The sequence below is a fragment of the Caballeronia telluris genome, from assembly GCF_001544495.1.
Classification (GTDB): Bacteria; Pseudomonadota; Gammaproteobacteria; order Burkholderiales; family Burkholderiaceae; genus Caballeronia; species Caballeronia telluris.
In genome coordinates, this window is sequence record NZ_FCNZ02000024.1 from 1 (window position 1) to 21036 (window position 21036).

A 21036-nucleotide genomic window follows, 5' to 3' on the forward strand; every position below is an offset into this window, starting at 1 on the left:
ATGTGTGCCCGAAGGGGCTCAATCCGACAAAGGCGATCGGCAAGATCAAGGAATTGATGGTGCGCCGCGCTGTCTGAGATGGACTACTGTCATGGGTGATACCCCGCATCAGTCCGACCCTCTACGCCGTGCGCGCCTTCGCTGGCGCGCCCGGCGCGGCCTGCTGGAAAACGATCTGATCTTCGAACGTTTTTTCAGCCGATATGAGCATGACCTCAGTGACGCCGACGTGGCCGCCTTGACCCGCCTGCTTGAGCTGAGCGACAACGACCTGATGGACTTGCTGCTCGCGCGCAAGGAACCGGAAGGCGAACTGGCTTCGCCGGATGTGATCCGCGTGCTCGGGATGCTTCGATCCGCCTGATCTTGGCGGAAATTCGCAAAAGCCCCGAAACTGCAGCTTTGCCGCGCAGCGCCGTCGTGCAAATTATCGAAAACCTGTTTCCATACTTCGATTGAGGATGTGCTATGACCCCGTCAGATGTTAAAGCCACGCTATCGTTCAGCGACAACTCGCCGAGCGTCGAAATGCCGATCTACAAGGGCTCGATGGGTCCGGATGTGATCGACATCCGCAAGCTGTACGGTCAGACCGGCAAGTTCACGTATGACCCGGGCTTCATGTCTACGGCGGCGTGCAATTCCGCCATCACCTACATCGATGGCGACAAGGGCGAACTGCTCTATCGCGGCTTCCCGATCGAGGAACTGGCCGTCAACGCCGACTTCCTCGAGTCCTGCTACCTGCTCCTGAAGGGCGAACTGCCCAACGCGGCGCAAAAGGCCGAGTTCGTCGACACGGTCACGCGCCACACGATGGTGCACGAGCAGATGCATTTCTTCTTCCGCGGTTTCCGCCGCGACGCGCATCCGATGGCGGTTCTGGTGGCCGCGGTCGGCGCACTGTCGGCGTTCTATCACGACTCGCTCAACATTAACGATCCGCGTCACCGCGAAGTTTCCGCGATCCGCATGATCGCGAAGCTGCCGACGCTCGTCGCGATGGCGTACAAGTTCAGCATCGGCCAGCCGTTCGTGTATCCGAAGAACGACCTGTCGTACAGCGCGAACTTCATGCACATGATGTTCTCGAATCCGTGTGAAGAGTACAAGGTCAACGACGTGCTCGTGCGCGCGCTCGACCGCATCCTGATCCTGCACGCGGACCACGAGCAGAACGCGTCGACGTCGACGGTGCGTCTCGCGGGTTCGTCGGGCGCGAATCCGTTCGCGTGTATCGCGGCCGGTATCGCATGTCTGTGGGGCCCGGCGCACGGGGGCGCGAACGAAGCCGCGCTGAACATGCTGGAAGAGATCGGCTCGGTCGACAACATCCCCGAGTTCATCAAGCAGGTGAAGGACAAGAACTCGGGCGTGAAGCTGATGGGCTTCGGCCATCGCGTCTACAAGAACTACGATCCGCGCGCGAAGCTGATGCGCGAAACGTGTCACGAAGTGCTGGAAGAACTGGGCCTGCACGACGACCCGCTCTTCAAGCTCGCGATGGAACTCGAAAAGATCGCGCTGGAAGACGAATACTTCGTGTCGCGCAAGCTGTATCCGAACGTCGATTTCTACTCGGGCATCGTGCAGCGCGCGCTGGGCATCCCGACGTCGATGTTCACCTGCATCTTCGCGATGGCGCGTACCGTCGGCTGGATCGCGCAGTGGAACGAGATGATCGCCGATCCCGAGCAGAAGATCGGCCGTCCGCGCCAGTTGTTCATCGGTGAGACGCCGCGCGAGGTCAAGCCGATCGACAAGCGCTAAGCGTTTCGTCCGGCCGTTTGTCCTCACGAAAAGCCCCGGCTCGCCGGGGTTTTTCTTTGGGCGTCAGCTTTTCGCCGCCGGCTGCGTGAACGAGTTTTCCTTCGGCACGAACACGCGCTGATCCGGCTGCGTCTGGAAGTGCGGCGACATGATCTGCACGCCCGCCGCGCCGGATCGTCGAGCGCGGCGATCAGCTGATATTCCACATAGAAATCGCAAAGCGAGCGCTGCATCACGAACGGCGCCGGGTCCGGCTCGATGTGCGGGCGTCTTCAGGGCGGCGGCTTCGAGCATCGCGTGCACAGGGCGCCACGACGCGTCATAACCGATCGTCACGGATACGCCGATGCGCGCGCCGCGTTCGTCCTCGAGTCGCGAAAAATTCTGGATCGGACTGTTCACGACGAGCAAGTTCGGCAGCGTCACCGACGCGGCCGATTGCGCTCCGGCACCGGGCGCCGCGAAGAGAAGCACCAGCGCCGTCCAGAACGCCGCCAGTGCACGTGCGGGCATCGGAATCGAGCGGACGATCGTCGACATGTCGTGAGTCGTCCGGGCGCTTTGTTCGGTGTGGTTGTTTGCGGCGTCGGTTCAAGCCGCTGTTCCGTTTCATGTCCGTTGTGCCGAGAATCACACAAGCCCGCGAAAGAAAACACTTTTCCGCGATGGCGTCCGCGAAAAGTCGCGTGAGAGAACGCTGCAAAAATCCATCCGGGTAGCGTCGATACAGGTAGCGCGACTACCACCCAACTCCCTGTTTTTTATCGGTTTTTTCCAGTCTGGCCGAAACACGCGCGCGCTTCGCGTGGCATAATCGACCGACACCTAGAACACACCCCGCAGTCACCACTCGAGCGCTCACCATGGCCCAGACTCTCTACGACAAACTGTGGAACTCGCATGTGATCCACACCGAGGACGATGGCACGTCCATCCTCTATATCGATCGTCATTTGTTGCATGAAGTGACGAGCCCGCAGGCGTTCGAGGGCCTGAAGCTGGCGGAACGTCCGGTGTGGCGCATCAGCGCGAACCTCGCGGTGTCCGACCACAACGTGCCGACCACCGACCGCTCGCACGGCATCGCCGATCCCATCTCGAAGCTGCAGGTCGACACGCTCGACTCCAACTGCGATGCGTTCGGTATCACGCAGTTCAAGATGAACGACCTGCGCCAGGGCATCGTGCACATCATCGGGCCGGAGCAGGGCGCGACGCTGCCGGGCATGACCATCGTCTGCGGCGACTCGCACACGTCCACGCACGGCGCGTTCGGCGCGCTCGCGCACGGCATCGGCACGTCGGAAGTCGAGCACGTGCTCGCCACGCAAACGCTGCTGCAAAAGAAGAGCAAGAACCTGCTCATCAAGGTGGAAGGCCAGTTGCCGCGCGGCTGCACCGCGAAGGACATCGTGCTCGCGATCATCGGCAAGATCGGCACGGCGGGCGGCACCGGCTACGCGATGGAATTCGGCGGCTCGACCATTCGCGCGCTCTCGATGGAAGGCCGCATGACCGTCTGCAACATGGCGATCGAAGCGGGCGCGCGCGCCGGCATGGTCGCCGTGGACGACACCACCATCAATTATCTGAAGGACCGTCCGTTCTCGCCGCAGGGCACGGAGTTCCAGCAGGCCGCGGAATACTGGCGCCAGTTCAAGTCGGACCCGGATGCGCAGTTCGACCGCGTCGTCGAACTGAACGCCGCTGAAATCGTACCGCAGGTGACGTGGGGCACGTCGCCGGAAATGGTGATGTCCATCGACGGCCGCGTGCCCGATCCCGAGCGCGAAAAAGACCCGGTCAAGCGCGACGCGATGGAACGCGCGCTCACCTACATGGCGTTGCAGCCGAACACGCCGATCGAATCGATCCGGCCGGACAAGATCTTCATCGGCTCGTGCACGAACGCGCGTATCGAAGACCTGCGCGCCGCCGCGTACGTCGTGAAGTCGCTCGGACGGCGCGTCGCGTCGAATATCCGGCTCGCGATGGTCGTGCCGGGCTCGGGTCTCGTGAAGGCGCAGGCCGAGCGCGAAGGGCTCGACAAGGTCTTCACCGACGCCGGTTTCGAATGGCGCGAGCCGGGCTGCTCGATGTGTCTCGCGATGAACGCCGACCGGCTGGAGCCGGGCGAGCGCTGCGCGTCGACCTCGAACCGCAACTTCGAAGGGCGTCAGGGCGCGGGCGGACGCACGCACCTCGTGAGCCCGGCGATGGCGGCGGCGGCGGCCATCGAAGGCCATTTCGTCGACATCCGCAAGCTCGCCTGAACGCGCCCGCACAACATTCAACGTCACTATGAAGCGCATCGCACTCTTGATGGCATCGCTCTTCGTTCTGGCGGGGTGCAACACGGTCCACGGCTTCGGCGAGGACATGCAGCACCTCGGCAACGCGATCAGCAACAAGGCGTCGAAGTAGGCCAAACACCAAACCGGTAAAGCGACATGGAAAAATTCATTGTTCACAGCGGGCTCGTGGCGCCGCTGGATCGCGAAAACGTCGATACGGACGCGATCATTCCGAAGCAGTTTCTCAAGTCGATCAAGCGCACCGGCTTCGGCCCGAACGCGTTCGACGAATGGCGTTACCTCGATGTGGGCCAGCCCGGCCAGGACAACAGCAAGCGTCCGCTGAATCCGGATTTCGTGCTGAACCAGGAGCGCTACACGGGCGCATCGATTCTGCTGACGCGCAAGAATTTCGGCTGCGGCAGCTCGCGCGAGCACGCGCCGTGGGCGCTGGATCAATACGGTTTTCGCGCGATCATCGCCCCGAGTTTCGCCGACATCTTCTATAACAACTGCTTCAAGAACGGTCTCCTGCCGATCCCGCTGACCGAGCAGCAAGTCGACAAGCTCTTCAACGAAACCTACGCGTTCGTGGGCTACTCGCTCACGGTCGATCTGGAGCGCCAAGTCGTGCGCGCCGGCGACGGCACGGAGTACGCGTTCGACGTGCCGGGCTTTCGCAAGTACTGTCTGCTGAACGGTTTCGACGACATCGGCCTCACGCTGCGTCACGCGGACAAAATTCGCCAGTTCGAAGCCGAGCGCCTCGCGAAGCAGCCGTGGCTGAATAACCGCCTCGTGCGCTAATCCATCCAACTCATCAGGGAAAGAACATGAAGATTGCAGTGCTGCCCGGCGACGGCATCGGTCCGGAAATCATGAACGAGGCCGTCAAGGTCCTGAACGCGCTCGGCGAGAAGTTCGAGCTCGAAGAGGCGCCGGTCGGCGGCGCGGGTTACGAGGCGAAAGGCCATCCGCTGCCGGATTCGACGCTCGCGCTCGCGAAGGAAGCCGACGCGATCCTGTTCGGCGCGGTCGGCGACTGGAAATACGATTCGCTCGAACGCGCGCTGCGTCCCGAGCAGGCCATTCTGGGCCTGCGCAAGCACCTGCAACTCTTCGCGAATTTTCGTCCGGCGATCTGCTATCCGCAACTGACGGCGGCTTCGTCGCTGAAGGCGGAGATCGTCGCGGGGCTCGATATCCTCATCATCCGCGAACTGAACGGCGACATCTATTTCGGTCAGCCGCGCGGCGTGCGGTCGTCGCCGGATGGCTTGTTCGAAGGCGCGAAGGAAGGCTTCGACACGATGCGCTATTCGGAACCCGAAGTGCGCCGCATCGCGCACGTCGCGTTTCAGGCCGCGCAAAAGCGCCAGAAGAAGCTGACGAGCGTCGACAAGGCAAATGTGCTGGAAACGTCGCAACTGTGGCGCGACGTGATGATCGACGTGTCGAAGGAATATGCGGACGTCGAGCTGTCGCACATGTACGTCGACAACGCCGCGATGCAGCTCGTGAAGGCGCCGAAAGCGTTCGACGTGGTCGTGACCGGCAACATGTTCGGCGACATTCTCTCCGACGAAGCCGCGATGCTCACCGGCTCGATCGGCATGTTGCCGTCGGCCTCGCTCGATAAGAACAACAAGGGTTTGTACGAGCCGTCGCACGGATCGGCGCCGGACATCGCGGGCAAGGGCGTGGCGAATCCGCTCGCCACCATCCTTTCGGCCGCGATGATGCTGCGCTATTCGCTCGGCAAGACGGAGCAGGCGGACCGCATCGAAAGCGCGGTGAAAAAGGTGCTGGAGCAGGGCTATCGCACCGGCGACATCGCCACGCAGGACGGCCGCACCGTCGGCACGAAGGAAATGGGCGACGCGGTTCTCGCCGCGCTGTAAGGCGCCCAACACGCGATTCGGCGGCATTTTCCAGAAGCCGCCGAACGCGTGAAATCATCTCTTTTCGCCGTTTATCGCGCACGATCCGCGTGAAATTCGGTGAAACGCGCGCGAGGCGCGGCGGAAATAGCGCGTTATCGTGTAGACTCTATTGTTATGGCGAAGATCTCTCACATCTCTCTGGACTCGATTTCACGCGGCGAAACGGCCCGCGCGATTCGTCTCGCCATCGGTACGCGCATCGGCGCTTTGCTCGCGTCCAAGCGTATTACGAAAATCTCCCACAAAACGATCACGATTCGCTGATCGTCCGTCGTGTCCGCCCATCTTCCCCGCGCGGTCACAGCGGGTAAGGATGCGGGGAAGCGTCCACTTCAAGGGTTAGTCATGAACGTAGGTCTCGTTGGTTGGCGCGGCATGGTCGGCAGCGTCCTGATGCAGCGCATGCAGCAGGAAGGCGATTTCGACCTGATCGAACCGGTGTTCTTCAGCACCAGCAATACGGGCGGCAATGCGCCGTCTTTCGCTAAAAACGAGACGAAGCTCAAAGACGCGACAAGCATCGACGACTTGAAGAAGTGCGACGCCATCATTACGTGCCAGGGCGGCGACTACACGAACGAGGTCTACCCGAAGCTGCGCGCAGCGGGCTGGAACGGCTACTGGATCGACGCGGCTTCCTCGCTGCGCATGAAGGACGACGCGGTCATCATCCTCGATCCGGTCAACCTGAACGTGATCAAGGATTCGCTGGTTGCGGGCGGCCGGAATTTCATCGGCGGGAACTGCACGGTCAGCCTGATGCTGATGGCGCTCGGCGGCCTGTTCCGCGAAAACCTCGTCGAATGGACGACGGCCATGACTTATCAGGCCGCGTCGGGCGCGGGCGCGCAGAACATGCGCGAACTGCTGAGCCAGATGGGCGCCCTGCACGGCGCGGTGAAGGACGAACTGGCGAATCCGTCGTCGGCCATTCTGGACATCGATCGCCGCGTGCTCGCCACGATGAACAGCGACGCCATGCCGACCGACAACTTCGGCGTGCCGCTCGCCGGCTCGCTGATTCCGTGGATCGACAAGGATCTCGGCAACGGGATGTCGAAGGAAGAGTGGAAGGGCGGCGCCGAAACCAACAAGATTCTCGGCAAGCCGGCGATGGGCGAGCCGGGCTCGGTGCCGGTCGACGGCCTGTGCGTGCGGATCGGCGCGATGCGTTGCCACTCGCAGGCTCTCACGATCAAGCTGAAAAAGGACGTGCCGCTCGACGAAGTGCACGGCATCCTGGCCTCGGCGAACGACTGGGTGAAGGTCGTGCCTAACGAGCGCGAAGCGTCGATGCGCGATCTGTCGCCGGCTGTCGTGACGGGCACGCTGACGGTTCCGGTCGGCCGTCTGCGCAAGCTGGCGATGGGGGGCGAATATCTGTCGGCGTTCACGGTCGGCGACCAGTTGCTTTGGGGCGCCGCCGAGCCGCTGCGCCGGATGCTGCGCATTCTGCTCGACAAGTGAAGTAAACTACGCGCCAACGACGCGCGGAGTCATGAAAAGCGTCGCGTTTTCCGCGGCGCTTTTTGTTTTGTGCGACCGATTACGCTTTTTCCCGCTGTTTATCTTTATCGACGCGCCTGGAGCCTCAATGACCCTTCGACACCGTCGGCCTAACGTCCTTTCGTCATGCGCGCCGCGCGCTGCGTTCGCGGCCTGGCTCGCTGCCGCGTGCGTGTTCGCCGGGACGCACGCGGATGAAGCGCGGGCGCAGGCCAGCGGTGCCGCGGCGGTGGCGGAGGCGTCGTCGTCGGCGGCTGCGGGCGCGCAATACACCGTGAAGCCGGGCCAGTCGCTTAACGACATCGCGGGCGAACTCACCGGTTCGAAAGACCGCGCGACCCGGGAGAAGATGGCGCGCGCTTTGTTCGAAGCAAATCCCAACGCGTTCATGGGGAAGGACCCCAGCCGGCTCAGGCTCGGATCGGTGCTGACGGTGCCCGCCGTGGATGGCGGCGCGGCGTCGGCTGCGGCGGCGGCTAGTGCGGCTGCTTCGGCGCCTGCCGAGAGTGCCGCCGTTCAGGTGCCAGCATCCAGTGAAGCTGTCACGCCCGCGCCGAGCGCAAGTGCCGCTACGCCGACGCAGCCCGTCGAGCCGGCGTCGGCCGCGAGCGAAGCATCGGCGGTCGGCGGTGGCGCGGCTGCGGCGTCCACGCCCGTTGCTTCCGCGCCGATGCCGGACAGTGTTCCGGCTCCTGCACCGGTCCCGGCGCCCGCGACGGCGTCCCGAGGCGGTTCGACGGGGATCATCGCCGGTGTGGGCGTGCTTGTCGTGTTGCTCGCGCTGTTCGCGTTGCGCGCGTCGAAGCGGCGTCGCGCGCGGGAGTCCGATGCGATTTCCCGCGATACCGCTCCGCCTGCGACGCCTGTCGCTGCTGCTGCGGCAGCCGGGAATCTCGACGGCGCCGCCGTGCAACGCGACGAGGCCGAATTGAACGCGGTAGCGGCGAGCATGGAAGACTACGATGCCGCTCAGTCATTCGAAACGCCGACCGACGAAGAGCCGCGTCCCGTTGCCGACGCCCGGCCGGCTGCGCCAGCGAGCGTCCCGTCAGCCGCTGCGGACGAGGCGTCCGGGCCCGCGCGCGAAAGCGCGCCGCGTCCGGCGCCGTTCATGCCGGAGGCGCCGGCGGCACGGCATCGCGATTTCGTACCGCCGTTGCCGACGGTTGCCACGCTGGAAGCGGAGGCTCGGGAAGCGGAAGCCCGAGAAACGGCCAAGGAGGCTGCCGCCCAGGAAGCCGCGGCGAGAGAAGCGCAATGGGAAGAGCGGGCTCGCGAAATGGAGCGGCGCACCGTCGAGACGCAAGCTGCGGACGCCCGTGCAGCGACGGAACGTGAAAGCCGCCAGACCGCCATGAAACTCGAAGCCGAAGCGCGCGAGGCCGAAGTTCACGCAGACGCCGCGCGTCAAGCTCAAGCCGTTGAACCCGCGCTCCAAGAACCTGCCATTCGCGAGACGCCGGCGCTACAGCCCGAATCCGCCGTCGATGAAGAGCACGACGACGAACCCACGCCCGCCGCGCGCTTCCCGCAGCCGAAATTCCCACGCGAGGCGATCGAGGCGCTCGATTCGCTCGACCTCGGCCTGCCGCCGCGCCGTGAATTGCCGCCCGCGCCGCCGCCGATCGCGCAGCAACCGGCCACGCCGCAACCGCTCGTGGAGCCGCACAGGGAACCGCACGCCGCGCCCGCACCAGACATCGCGCCTTCGATCGAACCCGAGCCGATGCGGCCGCAGCCCGTCGCGGAAACCGACGTCCTGAAGCGCCAGTCCGAACCGATCGCCGATCTGGCCGAACCGCGTTTCGCCGGGCGGGAAATCGAATCGGGAACGGCCGGGGCGGCGTCGGTGGCGGGGCTCGGCGCATCGCGGTTCGGCCCGATGCGCCTCGATTTCAGCCTCGATCTGCCGTCCAGCCAGACCGAGCCCTTGCCCGCCTTCACGCCGGAGCAAATCGCGACCATCGCGCGCAACAAGCTCGAACTCGCTGCGGAATACATCGATCTCGGCGATCTGTCGGGCGCGCGCACGCTCTTGCAGGAAGTGATCGACTCGAACGATGCCGCCACGCGCCAGCAAGCCGCCGCGCTCCTGTCGACGCTCGCGCCGCATTCCTGACATGCGGATCGCGTTAGGCATTCAGTACGACGGATCGGCGTTTTGCGGCTGGCAATCGCAGCCGCACGGCAACACGGTGCAGGACGCGCTCGAGCGCGCGCTCGCCGAATTCGCGCAGACGCGCCTCACGACGGTTGTCGCGGGCCGCACGGATACGGGCGTCCACGGGCTCGGGCAGGTGCTGCATTTCGATACGGACCTCGACCGCGCGCCGTTCTCCTGGGTGCGCGGCACGAACGCGTTTCTGCCGCCGACCGTCGCGGTGCAGTGGGCGAAACCGATGCCCGACGATTTCCACGCGCGCTTCTCCGCGTTCGAACGCACCTACTACTACGTGCTGTACGCGAACCCGGTGCGCTCGCCGATGCTCACGGGCCGCGCCGGCTGGGTCCACACGCCGCTCGACGTCCACGCGATGCGCGAAGCCGTCCCGGTCCTGATCGGCGAGCACGATTTTTCGTCGTTCCGCGCCGCCGATTGCCAGTCGAAGACGCCGGTCAAGCATCTTCACCAGATCGACATTCGCGAACAGGGCGATTTCATCCACTTTCGCCTTCGCGCGAACGCGTTCCTGCATCACATGGTGCGCAACCTGATGGGCTGCTTCGTCGCGATCGGCCGAGCTCGCCATCCGGCGTCGTGGATGGCCGACGTCCTCGAAGCGCGCGACCGCAAGATCGCCGCGCCGACCTTCATGCCCGACGGCCTCTATCTCGCCGAGGTCGGTTATCCTGAAAACTTCGCCGTACCGGCGCCCCAGCTCGGCAGCTTGCCGTGGAGCGCGGTCTGGGCAGACCCGACATGAACGACCCGACACTCCATCGCACGCGCATCAAGCTCTGCGGCCTTTCGAAAGTGGAAGACGTGCAACACGCCGTCGCGCTCGGCGCCGATGCGGTCGGCTTCGTCTTCTACGAGAAAAGCCCGCGTTCGGTGAGCGTGCAGCAGGCCATCGGACTCACCCGTCACGTGCCGCCGCTGGTGTCGTCGGTGGGATTGTTCGTGAACGCGAGCGCGGACTGGGTGCGCGAAGTCACGTCGAGCGTGCGGCTGTCACTCTTGCAGTTTCACGGCGACGAAACGCCCGAGGAATGCGCTGAACTTGCCGCGATTGCGGGTTTGTCCTATTGGCGCGCGGTGCGTGTTGGCCCTGATGCGACGGCAGCCGATTTGGTAGAATCGTCGTTCAAATATGCAGCAGCCGGTGGCCTTCTGCTCGACGCACTCGTCGACGGCTACGGCGGCGGTGGAAAGGTATTCGATTGGTCACTTATCCCAACAGATCTCGGGCATCGGGCCGTTTTGAGTGGTGGGTTGAACGCTCAAAACGTCCTTGACGCAATCCAGCGAGTGCGCCCGTTCGCAGTCGATGTCTCGAGCGGCATCGAAGTGCCGGGCGCCAAGGGCGTGAAGGATCACGCCCGCATGGCGGCGTTCGTGCGCGCAGTGCGCGCGGCGGACGCCGGGTGAATCGAACGTGGCGGCACAGTCCGTCACGACCACCGAGAGAGTGACGCAAATGTACAATTTACCCGACGAAAGAGGCCATTTCGGCCAATATGGCGGCGTGTTCGTCTCCGAAACGCTGATCCACGCCCTCGAAGAACTGCGCGATGCCTACGATGTCGCGCGCCAGGATCCGGCCTTCATCGCCGAATACGAATATGAGCTGAAGCATTACGTCGGCCGGCCTTCGCCGATTTATCACGCGAAGCGCTGGAGCCAGATGCTTGGCGGCGCGCAGCTTTATCTGAAGCGCGAAGACCTGAATCACACCGGCGCGCACAAGGTCAACAACGTGATCGGCCAGGCGCTGCTCGCGCGCAAGATGGGCAAGCCGCGCGTGATCGCGGAGACCGGCGCGGGCCAGCACGGCGTGGCGACGGCCACGATCGCCGCGCGCTTTGGCATGGAGTGCGTCGTCTACATGGGCTCGGAAGACGTGCGCCGTCAGGCCGCCAACGTATACCGCATGAAGTTGCTCGGCGCGACGGTGATTCCGGTCGAGTCCGGATCGAAGACGCTCAAGGACGCCCTCAACGAAGCGATGCGCGATTGGGTCACGAACGTCGAAAATACGTTCTATATCATTGGCACCGTGGCGGGCCCGCATCCATATCCGATGATGGTGCGCGACTTCCAGCGCGTAATCGGCGACGAGTGCAAGGTGCAGATGCCTGAAATGACCGGTCGTCAGCCCGATGCGGTGATCGCGTGCGTTGGCGGCGGATCGAACGCGATGGGTATTTTTTACCCCTATATCGACGATAAAGCCGTGCGCTTGATCGGCGTCGAAGCAGCCGGCGACGGCATCGATACCGGCCGTCACGCGGCCTCGCTGATGGGTGGAAGTCCGGGCGTGCTGCACGGCAATCGGACGTACTTGTTGCAAGACGAAAACGGCCAGATCATCGAGACCCATTCGGTTTCGGCGGGCCTCGACTATCCGGGCGTCGGCCCCGAGCACGCGTGGCTGAAGGACGCGGGCCGCGCGGAATACGTCGGCATCACCGACGAAGAAGCGCTCAAGGCCTTCCACGACTGCTGCCGCATCGAGGGGATTATTCCCGCGCTGGAATCGAGCCACGCGCTCGCCTACGGCGCCAAGCTCGCGCGGACGCTGCCGAAGGACAAGGTGCTGCTCGTCAACCTGTCGGGCCGTGGCGACAAGGACATGCACACGGTCGCCGAGCGATCGGGCATCCAGTTCTGAGCGCCCGGACGATGCGCAACGTGATCGACGAATCGCTGTCGGTGGGCGCCCTGCAGCAAGGCAAACCCGACATCGACATTCGCAACCGCGATTTCCTGGCCGATGCAGTGAACATGCCGGACGCCTCGATCGACCTGATCGTGGCGGACCCGCCGTATGGTCTGGGCAAGAACTACGGTAACGACTCCGACATGCTCTCGGGCGAGGCTTTCCTCGACTGGACCTATGCGTGGCTCGACCTCGTGATTCCGAAGCTCAAGCCCAGCGGTTCGCTGTATATCTTCTGCACCTGGCAGTATTCGCCCGAACTCTTCGTGTTCCTCAAGCGCCGGCTGATGATGGTTAACGAGATCGTCTGGGACCGGCGCGTGCCGAGCATGGGCGGAACGACGCGCAAATATTCGTCAGTGCACGACAACATCGGCTATTTCGCGGTATCGAGGGATTATTACTTCGATCTCGATCCGGTGCGCATCCCCTACGACGCAGTCACCAAGAAGGCGCGCTCGCGCAAACTCTTCGAAGGAAGTAAGTGGCTGGAGCTTGGCTATAATCCAAAGGATGTCTGGTCGGTGTCGCGGCTGCATCGGCAACACGCCGAACGCGTCGATCACCCGACTCAGAAGCCTCTGGAAATCGTCGAGCGCATGGTGCTCGCGAGCTGCCCGCCGGGCGGCCGCGTGCTCGATCCGTTCATGGGCAGCGGCACCACGGCCGTCGCATGCGCGCGCCAAGGGCGCCAGTTCACCGGCTACGAGATCAACGCCGATTACTGCGCGATCGCGGAAGAACGGGTCGCCGGGGCGAAAGTCGTGCGCCTCGCGCCCGCGATCGCCGTAGCGGACGTCGCGCACGCCGAGCCCGCGCAAAGCCCTGCCACCGAAGCCGAATAACGTCTGTGCGTCGCTGATTCCGGCCCGATTGCGCGGTCAACGCGCTCTCGGGCTTCTTCGATTACCGAGAAAATTCTCATGTCCCGTATCAAGAATACTTTTGCGGCGCTCGCCGCGCAGGGCAAGAAAGGGCTAATTCCGTTCATCACGGCCGGCGACCCGAATCCGGAGCAGACGGTCGAATTCATGCACGCGCTCGCCCGTGGCGGCGCGGACGTGATCGAACTGGGCGTGCCGTTTTCCGATCCGATGGCCGACGGTCCGGTCATTCAGCGGTCGTCGGAGCGTGCGCTGGCGCGCGGCGTGTCGTTGAAACACGTTCTGGCGGACGTGAAACGCTTCCGCGAAACCGACGACAAGACGCCCGTCGTGCTGATGGGCTACGCGAACCCGATCGAGCGCATGGGCACCGAGGCGTTCGCCGCGGCCGCGAAGGAAGCGGGCGTCGACGGCGTTCTGGTCGTCGATTATCCGCCGGAGGAATCGGTGGAATTCGGCAAGTCGATGCAGCAGGCGGGCATCGATCCGATCTTCCTGCTCGCGCCCACGTCCACGGACGAGCGCATCGCCGCAGTCGGCAAGGTGGCGAGCGGCTACGTCTATTACGTGTCGCTGAAGGGCGTGACCGGTTCGGCAAATCTGGACGTTTCCAGCATCGCGAGTAAAATCCCGGCCATCAAGTCGCATGTGTCCCTGCCGGTGGGCGTCGGTTTCGGTATCCGCGATGCCGAAACGGCCCGCGCAATCGGCGAAGTCGCGGACGCGGTCGTGATCGGCAGCCGGCTCGTGCAACTGCTCGAAGAGGCATCGCCCGATATGGCCGCGCAGTCGTTGACGCGCTTCATCGCCGAAATCCGCACGGCGCTCGATTCTGCACAATAAACTCGCTGTCGCGGCTCCGAGGGTCGCGACCGCCGAATAAAGGGAAGGAATAACGATGAGCTGGCTCGACAAACTGCTGCCGCCGAAGATCAAGCAAACCGATCCGAAAAGCCGCAAGGGCATCCCCGAAGGCTTGTGGATCAAGTGTCCGGCGTGCGAAGCGGTGCTGTATCGCAACGACGTCGAGGCGAATCTGCACGTGTGCCCGAAGTGCAGCCATCACATGCGCATCGGCGCGCGCGAGCGGCTCGACGGTCTGCTCGATCCGGAAGGCCGCTACGAAATCGGCCAGGAAGTGTTGCCGGTCGACGCGCTCAAGTTCAAGGACAGCCGCAAGTATCCGGACCGCCTGAAAGAGGCGATGGAAGACACCGACGAAACCGACGCGATGGTCGTCATGGGCGGCGCGATCCATACGCTGCCGGTCGTGGTGGCGTGCTTCGAGTTTTCGTTCATGGGCGGCTCGATGGGCTCGGTCGTCGGCGAGCGTTTCGTGCGCGGCGCGCGCAATGCGCTCGAACAAAACGTGCCGTTCATCTGCTTCACCGCATCGGGCGGCGCGCGGATGCAAGAAAGCCTGCTTTCGCTGATGCAGATGGCGAAGACCACCGCGCTGCTGACCAAACTTTCCGACGCAAAATTGCCTTTTATTTCCGTGCTCACCGACCCGACGATGGGCGGTGTTTCCGCGAGTTTCGCGTTTTTGGGCGATGTTGTGATCGCCGAGCCGAAGGCGCTGATCGGCTTTGCGGGTCCGCGCGTGATCGAGCAGACCGTGCGCGAGAAGCTGCCGGAAGGTTTCCAGCGCGCCGAATTCCTGATGCAAAAGGGCGCCATCGACATGATCGTGGATCGTCGCAAGATGCGCGAAGAAATCGCGCAGTTGATGGCGCTTTTGACACGTCAGCCGGCCGACTCGGTCGCCTGAGTCCGCGACGATCCGGCGCCGCGCGCGAACCCGCCAGGTTCCGCGCGGCGTTTTGCTTTGGCGTCCGTTTTTTCTGATTTCGAGACAAATGACCACTTTTCCCACCCTCGACGCGTGGCTCGCGCACCTCGAAGCCGCGCATCCGGTCGGCATCGACATGGGTTTGACGCGCATCGGGCGCGTGAAGGATGCGCTCGGGCTGTCGTTCGACTGCCCGGTGATCACGGTCGGCGGCACGAATGGCAAAGGTTCGACCTGCGCTATCCTGGAGACGATCCTTCTGCGCGCGGGATACCGCGTCGGGTGTCACACGTCGCCGCATTTGCTGGCGTTCAACGAACGCGCGCGCATCGACGGCGCCGACGCCACGGATGCCGAGCTGCTCGAACACTTCGAAGCGGTCGAAGCTGCGCGCGCGAGCTTGTCCGAACCCGTTTCGCTGACGTATTTCGAATTCACCACGCTCGCGATCCTGCGGCTTTTCGCGTCGCGCAAGCTGGACGCGGTGATTCTCGAAGTTGGCCTGGGCGGGCGGCTCGACGCGGTCAACATCGTCGATACCGATTGCGCGATCGTGACGAGCATCGACATCGATCACACCGACTATCTCGGCGATACGCGCGAGAAAATCGGCTTCGAGAAGGCCGGAATCTTCCGCGCCGGCAAGCCCGCCGTCTGCGGCGACCCGAGCCCGCCGCAGACGCTGATCGACCACGCGGAAGCCGTCGGCGCGGATCTGTGGCTCGTCGGCCGCGATTTCCGCTACGAGGCGCAGCCCGGCAACGAGCGCCAGCAGTGGAGCTACATCGGCCGGTCGCAGCGGCGTTCGGCGCTCGCGTATCCGGCGCTGCGCGGCGCCAATCAGTTGATCAACACGTCTGCCGCGCTCGCCGCGCTCGAATCGCTGCGCGAGCGCATTCCCGTGTCGGCGCAGGACATCCGGCTGGGACTCGCGAACGTCGAACTGGCCGGACGCTTTCAGGTGTTGCCGGGCAAGCCGCAGATCATCCTCGACGTCGCGCACAATCCGCACGCGGCGGCCGTGCTCGCGCAAAACCTCGGCAACATGGGTTTTTTTCCGTACACCTACGCGGTGTTCGGCGCGATGGGCGACAAGGACGTCGAAGGCATCGTGAAGCAACTGAAGGGCGAAATCGACCACTGGAACGTCACGTCGCTACCGACGCCGCGCGCCGCATCGACGGAAGCGCTCGAAGCGGCGTTGCGCGAAGCGGGCGTCGAGGACGGCCCCGACAGCAGCGTCACACGGTTCGAAACGCCGGTCGAAGCTTTTCAGGATGCAATAAAGAGAGCGTCCGAAAATGATAGAATTTTGGTTTTCGGCAGTTTCTATACGGTGGCCGGCGTGATGGCCTACCGGAAATCGCAGCATCACTGAGACGGACGGCCCTAAGACGGACGACCGCAAGCCTCTCGCACCAAGCCATACATGGGACTTTTCTCGTTCGGCAAGAAAGACGACGCACCTGACGGTCGCGACGCATATTCCGACTCCTCGCGCGGCACGCGTCACACCGTCCGCACGGAGCGCCGGACCCGGCGCACCGAGCGTCCCGACGCCGACGCGATGATGCTCGACCCCACGCTTCCTGAAAAACAGCGCGCCCGGCGCAGGCTCGTCGGCGCGGTTGCGCTGGTGCTCGCCGCCGTGATCGTCCTGCCGATGGTGCTCGATTCGCGCCCGAAGCCCGTCACCGACGACATCGCCATCGACATTCCGAATCGCCCGGCGCCGGCTGCGAGGTCCGCCAGCAAGGAACCGACGGACGCCGACACGCAAGCGGGCGTCGCGCCGGACGGCCCCGCCGCCGCATCGGATAACGTGGCGGCCGGTGTGACGGCGCCGCAATCGAAGCCTGCCTCCAGCGCGGCGGCCACGGCGCAAGCCAAACCGGAACCGAAACCGCAAGCCAGAGCCGACGTGAAACCCAACGCGGCCACGCCGCCCGCGGCGGTCGCGAGCCCGAACGCGAAGGCGCCGGAGCAAGCGGAAGAAAGCAATGCAGCCGCGAATACGGCGGCGAGCCCCGCGAATACACCGTCGTCGCCGGCAGGAAGCCGCTTCGTCGTGCAGATCGGCACGTTCGACGACGAAGCCGCCGCCCAAAACTGGGTGACCAAGTTGAAGGCGGCCGGCGTGCCCGCATATGTGGAACATCGCAAGCAGGCCGACGGCTCCACGCGCTCGCTCTTGCGTGCCGGACCGTTCGCGGACCGCGCGGCGGCATCGGCGGCGCTCGTGAAGGTGCGCCAGGCCGGCCTCGGCGGCGGCGCGGGCAAGTAGGCGAACGCGACCCGATGTTCACGACTTTCGACTACGCGGTGATGGCCGTGATCGGGCTGTCCGCGATGCGCGGCATGTGGCGTGGCCTGCTCGCCGAAGCGTTCGGGCTGATCGGCTGGATCGCGGCGCTGTTGATCGGCGGGCATTTCGTCGGCTTCGTCGTGCCCTATATTCCGGCGACCTGGCCGGGCGGTGCGCTGACGCAATGGGTCGTCGCGTTCCTGCTGGTGGTCGGCGCCGTGCTGCTGGTGTCGAGCGTGCTGTCCGCGCTTTTGACGCGAATTACCGAGGTCACGGGCCTGCGGGGCGTCGACCGGTCGCTGGGATTGCTGTTCGGCCTCGCGAGAGGGGCTATATTGGTAGTGGTGCTGGTCGCTCTTGCCGGCCTGACCGAGCTGCCGCAAAAGGATTTTTGGCGCAATGCGTTGCTCAGGCCCGCGGCCGAGCAAGGCGTGCGTGAATTGAAACCGCTGCTTCCCGCTACGCTCGCCGCGTATGTGCGCACCGCGCCGGATACCGTTCCGGACACCGCGCAGTAACTCAAGGCTGGCTACACGAGGAACCGCGACGGCTCGGCGCGCTGCCGATGCGATTTCGACTCCGGTTCCGTCGTCGCGCATCCGTCGTTCCGACACCGCCTCTGGACCCGTTTCGACTCTTTGAAGGACATGCCATGTGCGGCATCGTAGGTGTAGTCTCCCAAAGCCCCGTCAATCAGCTCATCTATGACAGCCTGCTGCTCCTGCAGCATCGCGGTCAGGACGCCGCCGGCATCGCCACGGCGGACGGCAACAATTTCCACATGCACAAGGCCAACGGCATGGTGCGCGACGTGTTCCGCACGCGCAACATGCGCAGCCTGCCGGGCAACGTGGGGATCGGACAGGTGCGCTATCCGACGGCCGGTTCCGCGTCGAGCGAAGAAGAAGCGCAGCCGTTCTACGTGAACGCGCCGTTCGGCATCATCCTGGCGCACAACGGCAACCTCACGAACTGGACGCAGCTGAAGGACGAGATGTTCCGCATCGACCGCCGGCACATCAACACCGCGTCCGATACCGAAGTGCTGCTCAACGTCTTCGCGCACGAATTGCAACTCGCCAGTTCCGGCCTGCAACTCGACCCGGCGGCGCTCTTCAAGGCCGTGTCAGGCGTTCATCGGCGCGTGAAGGGTTCGTATGCGATCGTCTCGCTGATCGCGGGCTACGGCCTCGTCGCGTTCCGCGACCCGTTCGGCATCCGCCCGCTCGTGCTGGGCAAGCTGGAAACGGCGACGGGCGTCGAGTGGATGGTGGCGTCGGAATCGGTGGCTGTGGAAGGCATCGGCTTCGAGTTCGTGCGCGACGTGGAACCGGGCGAAGCGATCTTCATCGACAGCGACGGCAACCTGCACAGCCAGCAATGCGCCGAGAAGCCGTCGCTGAATCCGTGCATTTTCGAACTCGTGTATCTCGCGCGGCCGGATTCGTGCCTCGACGGCGTGCCGGTCTACAACGCGCGTCTGCGCATGGGCGACTACCTCGCCGAAAAGATCAAGCGCGTGCTGCCCGACGTGCCGATCGACGTCGTGATGCCGATTCCCGATTCGTCGCGTCCGGCGGCGATGCAGGTCGCGGCGAAGCTGGGCGTCGAGTATCGCGAAGGCTTTTTCAAGAACCGTTACGTTGGCCGCACGTTCATCATGCCGGGCCAGGCGGTGCGCAAGAAATCGGTGCGCCAGAAACTGAACGCGATGGGCATCGAGTTCAAGGGCAAGAACGTGCTGATCGTCGACGATTCCATCGTGCGCGGCACGACTTCGCATGAAATCGTGCAAATGGCGCGCGATGCCGGCGCGAACAAAGTGATCTTCGCCTCGGCCGCGCCGCCGGTGAAGTTCCCGAACGTCTACGGCATCGACATGCCGACGCGCGGCGAACTCGTCGCGCACGGCCGCACCGACGACGAAGTGGCCCGCATGATCGGCGCCGATTACCTCGTGTACCAGGATGTGGAAGACCTGAAGCAGGCCATCCGCGACATCAACCCGGCGCTCGGCGAATTCGAGGCTTCGTGCTTCGACGGCAACTACATCACCGGCGATGTGACGACCGACTACCTCGACCGCATCGAGACCGCGCGTCTTGCGCCGCAGTCGCAGTCGGACCGCGACGCCGCGAGCGACGCGCAGGAAGGCGGCATGGCGCGCTCGCAATTGCACTTGCAGTTGTCGATGGAGTGAGCCGCGCACGATGCGGGCTGGGCCCGCATCGTGTTAGCATCGGGACTTGCGTCGATTTGAGATCAGCTTGCGGACGCGGGGCACGGCCTTCATCGGCGTGAACCCCAAACAGCTAAAGCGAAACGGTGGTCTTTCAATTACGAACAACCGCCTGCGCTTTTTCCGCACAAGCCCGCTTCTGTCGACGTACAAGCGGGCTTTTTTGCGCCCTGTTTTCGGTGAGCAGGGCAGGAACAACGAACGGAAATCACGAACATGGACGACAACCTGCATCTCGACACGCTCGCCGTGCGCGCCGGCACGCTGCGCAGCGACTTCAACGAGCATTCCGAAGCACTTTTCCTCACGTCGAGCTTCTGCTTTTCGAGCGCCGCGGAGGCCGCCGAGCGCTTCAAGAACGCGGAAGAGGCGTACACCTACTCGCGCTTCACCAATCCGACCGTTTCGATGTTCCAGAACCGGCTCGCGGCGCTCGAAGGCGGCGAGGCGTGCATGGCGACGGCGTCCGGCATGGCCGCGATCATGTCGGTCGTGATGTCGTCGATGCAGCAGGGCGATCACCTCGTCAGTTCGAAGAGTCTGTTCGGCTCGACGGTCGGCATGTTCACGCAGATCTTCTCGAAGTTCGGCATCGAAACCACCTTCGTCGATCCGACCGATCTCGACGCATGGAAGACCGCCGTGCGCCCCGAGACGAAGATGTTCTTCCTCGAAACGCCGTCGAATCCGCTGACCGAAATCGCCGACATCGAAGCGATCGGCAAGATCGCCAAATCCGTGAACGCGCTCTTTGTCGTCGACAACTGTTTTTGCAGCCCGGCGCTTCAGCAGCCGCTCAAGCTCGGCGCGGACGTCGTCATGCATTCGGCAACCAAGTTCCTCGACGGCCAAGGCCGCGTGCTCGGCGGCGCGCTTGTCGGCTCGAAGCAGTTCATCATGGAGAAAGTGTTCCCGTTCGTGCGCAGCGCTGGTCCGACGCTCTCGGCGTTCAACGCATGGGTCTTGCTGAAGGGAATGGAAACGCTGTCGTTGCGCGTCGAGAAACAATCGGCGAATGCGCTGGAAATCGCGCGCTGGCTCGAAACTCATCCGGCCATCGAGCGCGTGTTCTATCCGGGGCTGGAATCGCATCCGCAATACGCGATCGCGAAGAAGCAGCAGAAGGCGGGCGGGGCGATCGTGTCGTTCGAACTGAAGGGCGCGACGCGCGAGGAGCAGCGCGCGAATGCGTGGCGCGTGATCGACTCGACGAAGGTCTGCTCGATCACCGGCAATCTCGGCGATACGCGCACGACCATCACCCATCCGTCGACGACCACTCACGGACGGCTCACGCCCGAAGTGCGCGAAGCGGCGGGCATTCGGGAAGGATTGATCCGGCTCGCGGTCGGGCTGGAATACGCGGCGGACATTCGCGCGGATCTGGAGCGCGGGCTGAACGGCTGACCGTTTCCACGGAGCG

The 21036-nt window shown here is 64.1% G+C and carries 20 protein-coding genes and 1 pseudogene; 20 read left to right on the plus strand and 1 reads right to left on the minus strand.

Annotation, left to right across the window (positions count from 1 at the left end; translation table 11 throughout):
* The 3 genes and pseudogenes from sdhB to gltA all read left to right on the plus strand — a co-directional run.
* Positions 1-77, plus strand: a pseudogene (gene sdhB, locus AWB66_RS24970) (succinate dehydrogenase iron-sulfur subunit); the annotation flags it as partial.
* Positions 78-91: 14 nt separating this feature from the next.
* Positions 92-364 carry an FAD assembly factor SdhE gene (locus tag AWB66_RS24975; RefSeq protein ID WP_087632765.1) on the plus strand — a complete coding sequence of 91 codons (273 nt, stop codon included), beginning with the start codon at positions 92-94 and terminating at the stop codon, positions 362-364.
* Positions 365-468: 104 nt separating this feature from the next.
* Entirely contained in the window at positions 469-1770 is a 1302-nt protein-coding gene (gltA, locus tag AWB66_RS24980) for a citrate synthase (RefSeq protein WP_087632766.1), read from the plus strand.
* A 63-nt stretch (positions 1771-1833) separates the two neighbouring features.
* On the opposite strand, the gene AWB66_RS24985 is transcribed toward gltA, so the two are convergent.
* Positions 1834-2310, minus strand: coding sequence for a mechanosensitive ion channel family protein (locus AWB66_RS24985; protein ID WP_087632767.1), 477 nt, complete (start codon positions 2308-2310; stop codon positions 1834-1836).
* Positions 2311-2633: 323 nt separating this feature from the next.
* Here AWB66_RS24985 and leuC point away from each other — a divergent pair, with 323 nt between their 5' ends.
* The 17 genes from leuC (at position 2634) to AWB66_RS25070 (ending at position 21020) form a co-directional block, all read left to right on the plus strand.
* Positions 2634-4043 (plus strand): 3-isopropylmalate dehydratase large subunit, encoded by a 1410-nt coding sequence (leuC, locus tag AWB66_RS24990; protein WP_087632768.1) that lies wholly within the window; start codon positions 2634-2636, stop codon positions 4041-4043.
* Between the two features lie 28 nt (positions 4044-4071).
* Positions 4072-4194, plus strand: coding sequence for an entericidin A/B family lipoprotein (locus AWB66_RS24995; RefSeq protein WP_087632769.1), 123 nt, complete (start codon positions 4072-4074; stop codon positions 4192-4194).
* Positions 4195-4220: 26 nt separating this feature from the next.
* Positions 4221-4871 carry a 3-isopropylmalate dehydratase small subunit gene (gene leuD / locus AWB66_RS25000; protein ID WP_087632770.1) on the plus strand — a complete coding sequence of 217 codons (651 nt, stop codon included), beginning with the start codon at positions 4221-4223 and terminating at the stop codon, positions 4869-4871.
* Between the two features lie 26 nt (positions 4872-4897).
* Positions 4898-5965 (plus strand): 3-isopropylmalate dehydrogenase, encoded by a 1068-nt coding sequence (leuB, locus tag AWB66_RS25005; protein ID WP_087632771.1) that lies wholly within the window; start codon positions 4898-4900, stop codon positions 5963-5965.
* Positions 5966-6352: 387 nt separating this feature from the next.
* Positions 6353-7474 carry an aspartate-semialdehyde dehydrogenase gene (gene asd / locus AWB66_RS25010; RefSeq protein ID WP_087632772.1) on the plus strand — a complete coding sequence of 374 codons (1122 nt, stop codon included), beginning with the start codon at positions 6353-6355 and terminating at the stop codon, positions 7472-7474.
* A gap of 127 nt (positions 7475-7601) precedes the next feature.
* A complete protein-coding gene (locus AWB66_RS25015; RefSeq protein WP_235021224.1) occupies positions 7602-9632 on the plus strand; it encodes a motility hub landmark protein FimV in 2031 nt (676 codons plus the stop codon).
* Position 9633: 1 nt separating this feature from the next.
* Positions 9634-10437, plus strand: coding sequence for a tRNA pseudouridine(38-40) synthase TruA (gene truA, locus AWB66_RS25020; RefSeq protein ID WP_087632774.1), 804 nt, complete (start codon positions 9634-9636; stop codon positions 10435-10437).
* Positions 10434-11102 carry a phosphoribosylanthranilate isomerase gene (locus AWB66_RS25025; protein ID WP_087632775.1) on the plus strand — a complete coding sequence of 223 codons (669 nt, stop codon included), beginning with the start codon at positions 10434-10436 and terminating at the stop codon, positions 11100-11102. Before truA ends, AWB66_RS25025 begins: the two co-directional genes overlap by 4 nt.
* A gap of 49 nt (positions 11103-11151) precedes the next feature.
* Entirely contained in the window at positions 11152-12345 is a 1194-nt protein-coding gene (gene trpB, locus AWB66_RS25030) for a tryptophan synthase subunit beta (RefSeq protein WP_087632776.1), read from the plus strand.
* A gap of 11 nt (positions 12346-12356) precedes the next feature.
* On the plus strand, positions 12357-13238 hold the full coding sequence (locus AWB66_RS25035) for a DNA-methyltransferase (protein WP_087632777.1): 882 nt from the start codon (positions 12357-12359) through the stop codon (positions 13236-13238).
* Between the two features lie 78 nt (positions 13239-13316).
* Positions 13317-14120 carry a tryptophan synthase subunit alpha gene (trpA, locus tag AWB66_RS25040; RefSeq protein ID WP_087632778.1) on the plus strand — a complete coding sequence of 268 codons (804 nt, stop codon included), beginning with the start codon at positions 13317-13319 and terminating at the stop codon, positions 14118-14120.
* A gap of 55 nt (positions 14121-14175) precedes the next feature.
* Complete coding sequence (gene accD, locus AWB66_RS25045) at positions 14176-15048, plus strand: acetyl-CoA carboxylase, carboxyltransferase subunit beta (RefSeq protein ID WP_087632779.1); 873 nt, start codon at positions 14176-14178, stop codon at positions 15046-15048.
* A gap of 88 nt (positions 15049-15136) precedes the next feature.
* A complete protein-coding gene (gene folC / locus AWB66_RS25050; RefSeq protein ID WP_087632780.1) occupies positions 15137-16447 on the plus strand; it encodes a bifunctional tetrahydrofolate synthase/dihydrofolate synthase in 1311 nt (436 codons plus the stop codon).
* A gap of 51 nt (positions 16448-16498) precedes the next feature.
* The gene (locus tag AWB66_RS25055; RefSeq protein WP_087632781.1) at positions 16499-17353 is read left to right on the plus strand and encodes an SPOR domain-containing protein; all 855 of its coding nucleotides are present in this window, start codon (positions 16499-16501) and stop codon (positions 17351-17353) included.
* 14 nt (positions 17354-17367) lie between these two features.
* Positions 17368-17892 (plus strand): CvpA family protein, encoded by a 525-nt coding sequence (locus AWB66_RS25060; RefSeq protein WP_087632782.1) that lies wholly within the window; start codon positions 17368-17370, stop codon positions 17890-17892.
* A 134-nt stretch (positions 17893-18026) separates the two neighbouring features.
* Positions 18027-19574 carry an amidophosphoribosyltransferase gene (purF, locus tag AWB66_RS25065; protein WP_087632783.1) on the plus strand — a complete coding sequence of 516 codons (1548 nt, stop codon included), beginning with the start codon at positions 18027-18029 and terminating at the stop codon, positions 19572-19574.
* Between the two features lie 255 nt (positions 19575-19829).
* A complete protein-coding gene (locus AWB66_RS25070) occupies positions 19830-21020 on the plus strand; it encodes an O-succinylhomoserine sulfhydrylase (RefSeq protein WP_087632784.1) in 1191 nt (396 codons plus the stop codon).
* Positions 21021-21036 lie beyond the last annotated feature (16 nt).

Excerpts from the sequence above, each read along its gene's own strand:
- AWB66_RS24975 (WP_087632765.1), top strand. The coding sequence starts at position 92 with ATGGGTGATACCCCGCATCAGTCCGACCCTCTACGCCGTGCGCGCCTT.
- gltA (WP_087632766.1), top strand. The coding sequence starts at position 469 with ATGACCCCGTCAGATGTTAAAGCCACGCTATCGTTCAGCGACAACTCG.
- AWB66_RS24985 (WP_087632767.1), bottom strand. The coding sequence starts at position 2,310 with ATGTCGACGATCGTCCGCTCGATTCCGATGCCCGCACGTGCACTGGCG.
- leuC (WP_087632768.1), top strand. The coding sequence starts at position 2,634 with ATGGCCCAGACTCTCTACGACAAACTGTGGAACTCGCATGTGATCCAC.
- AWB66_RS24995 (WP_087632769.1), top strand. The coding sequence starts at position 4,072 with ATGAAGCGCATCGCACTCTTGATGGCATCGCTCTTCGTTCTGGCGGGG.
- leuD (WP_087632770.1), top strand. The coding sequence starts at position 4,221 with ATGGAAAAATTCATTGTTCACAGCGGGCTCGTGGCGCCGCTGGATCGC.
- leuB (WP_087632771.1), top strand. The coding sequence starts at position 4,898 with ATGAAGATTGCAGTGCTGCCCGGCGACGGCATCGGTCCGGAAATCATG.
- asd (WP_087632772.1), top strand. The coding sequence starts at position 6,353 with ATGAACGTAGGTCTCGTTGGTTGGCGCGGCATGGTCGGCAGCGTCCTG.
- AWB66_RS25015 (WP_235021224.1), top strand. The coding sequence starts at position 7,602 with ATGACCCTTCGACACCGTCGGCCTAACGTCCTTTCGTCATGCGCGCCG.
- truA (WP_087632774.1), top strand. The coding sequence starts at position 9,634 with ATGCGGATCGCGTTAGGCATTCAGTACGACGGATCGGCGTTTTGCGGC.
- AWB66_RS25025 (WP_087632775.1), top strand. The coding sequence starts at position 10,434 with ATGAACGACCCGACACTCCATCGCACGCGCATCAAGCTCTGCGGCCTT.
- trpB (WP_087632776.1), top strand. The coding sequence starts at position 11,152 with ATGTACAATTTACCCGACGAAAGAGGCCATTTCGGCCAATATGGCGGC.
- AWB66_RS25035 (WP_087632777.1), top strand. The coding sequence starts at position 12,357 with ATGCGCAACGTGATCGACGAATCGCTGTCGGTGGGCGCCCTGCAGCAA.
- trpA (WP_087632778.1), top strand. The coding sequence starts at position 13,317 with ATGTCCCGTATCAAGAATACTTTTGCGGCGCTCGCCGCGCAGGGCAAG.
- accD (WP_087632779.1), top strand. The coding sequence starts at position 14,176 with ATGAGCTGGCTCGACAAACTGCTGCCGCCGAAGATCAAGCAAACCGAT.
- folC (WP_087632780.1), top strand. The coding sequence starts at position 15,137 with ATGACCACTTTTCCCACCCTCGACGCGTGGCTCGCGCACCTCGAAGCC.
- AWB66_RS25055 (WP_087632781.1), top strand. The coding sequence starts at position 16,499 with ATGGGACTTTTCTCGTTCGGCAAGAAAGACGACGCACCTGACGGTCGC.
- AWB66_RS25060 (WP_087632782.1), top strand. The coding sequence starts at position 17,368 with ATGTTCACGACTTTCGACTACGCGGTGATGGCCGTGATCGGGCTGTCC.
- purF (WP_087632783.1), top strand. The coding sequence starts at position 18,027 with ATGTGCGGCATCGTAGGTGTAGTCTCCCAAAGCCCCGTCAATCAGCTC.
- AWB66_RS25070 (WP_087632784.1), top strand. The coding sequence starts at position 19,830 with ATGGACGACAACCTGCATCTCGACACGCTCGCCGTGCGCGCCGGCACG.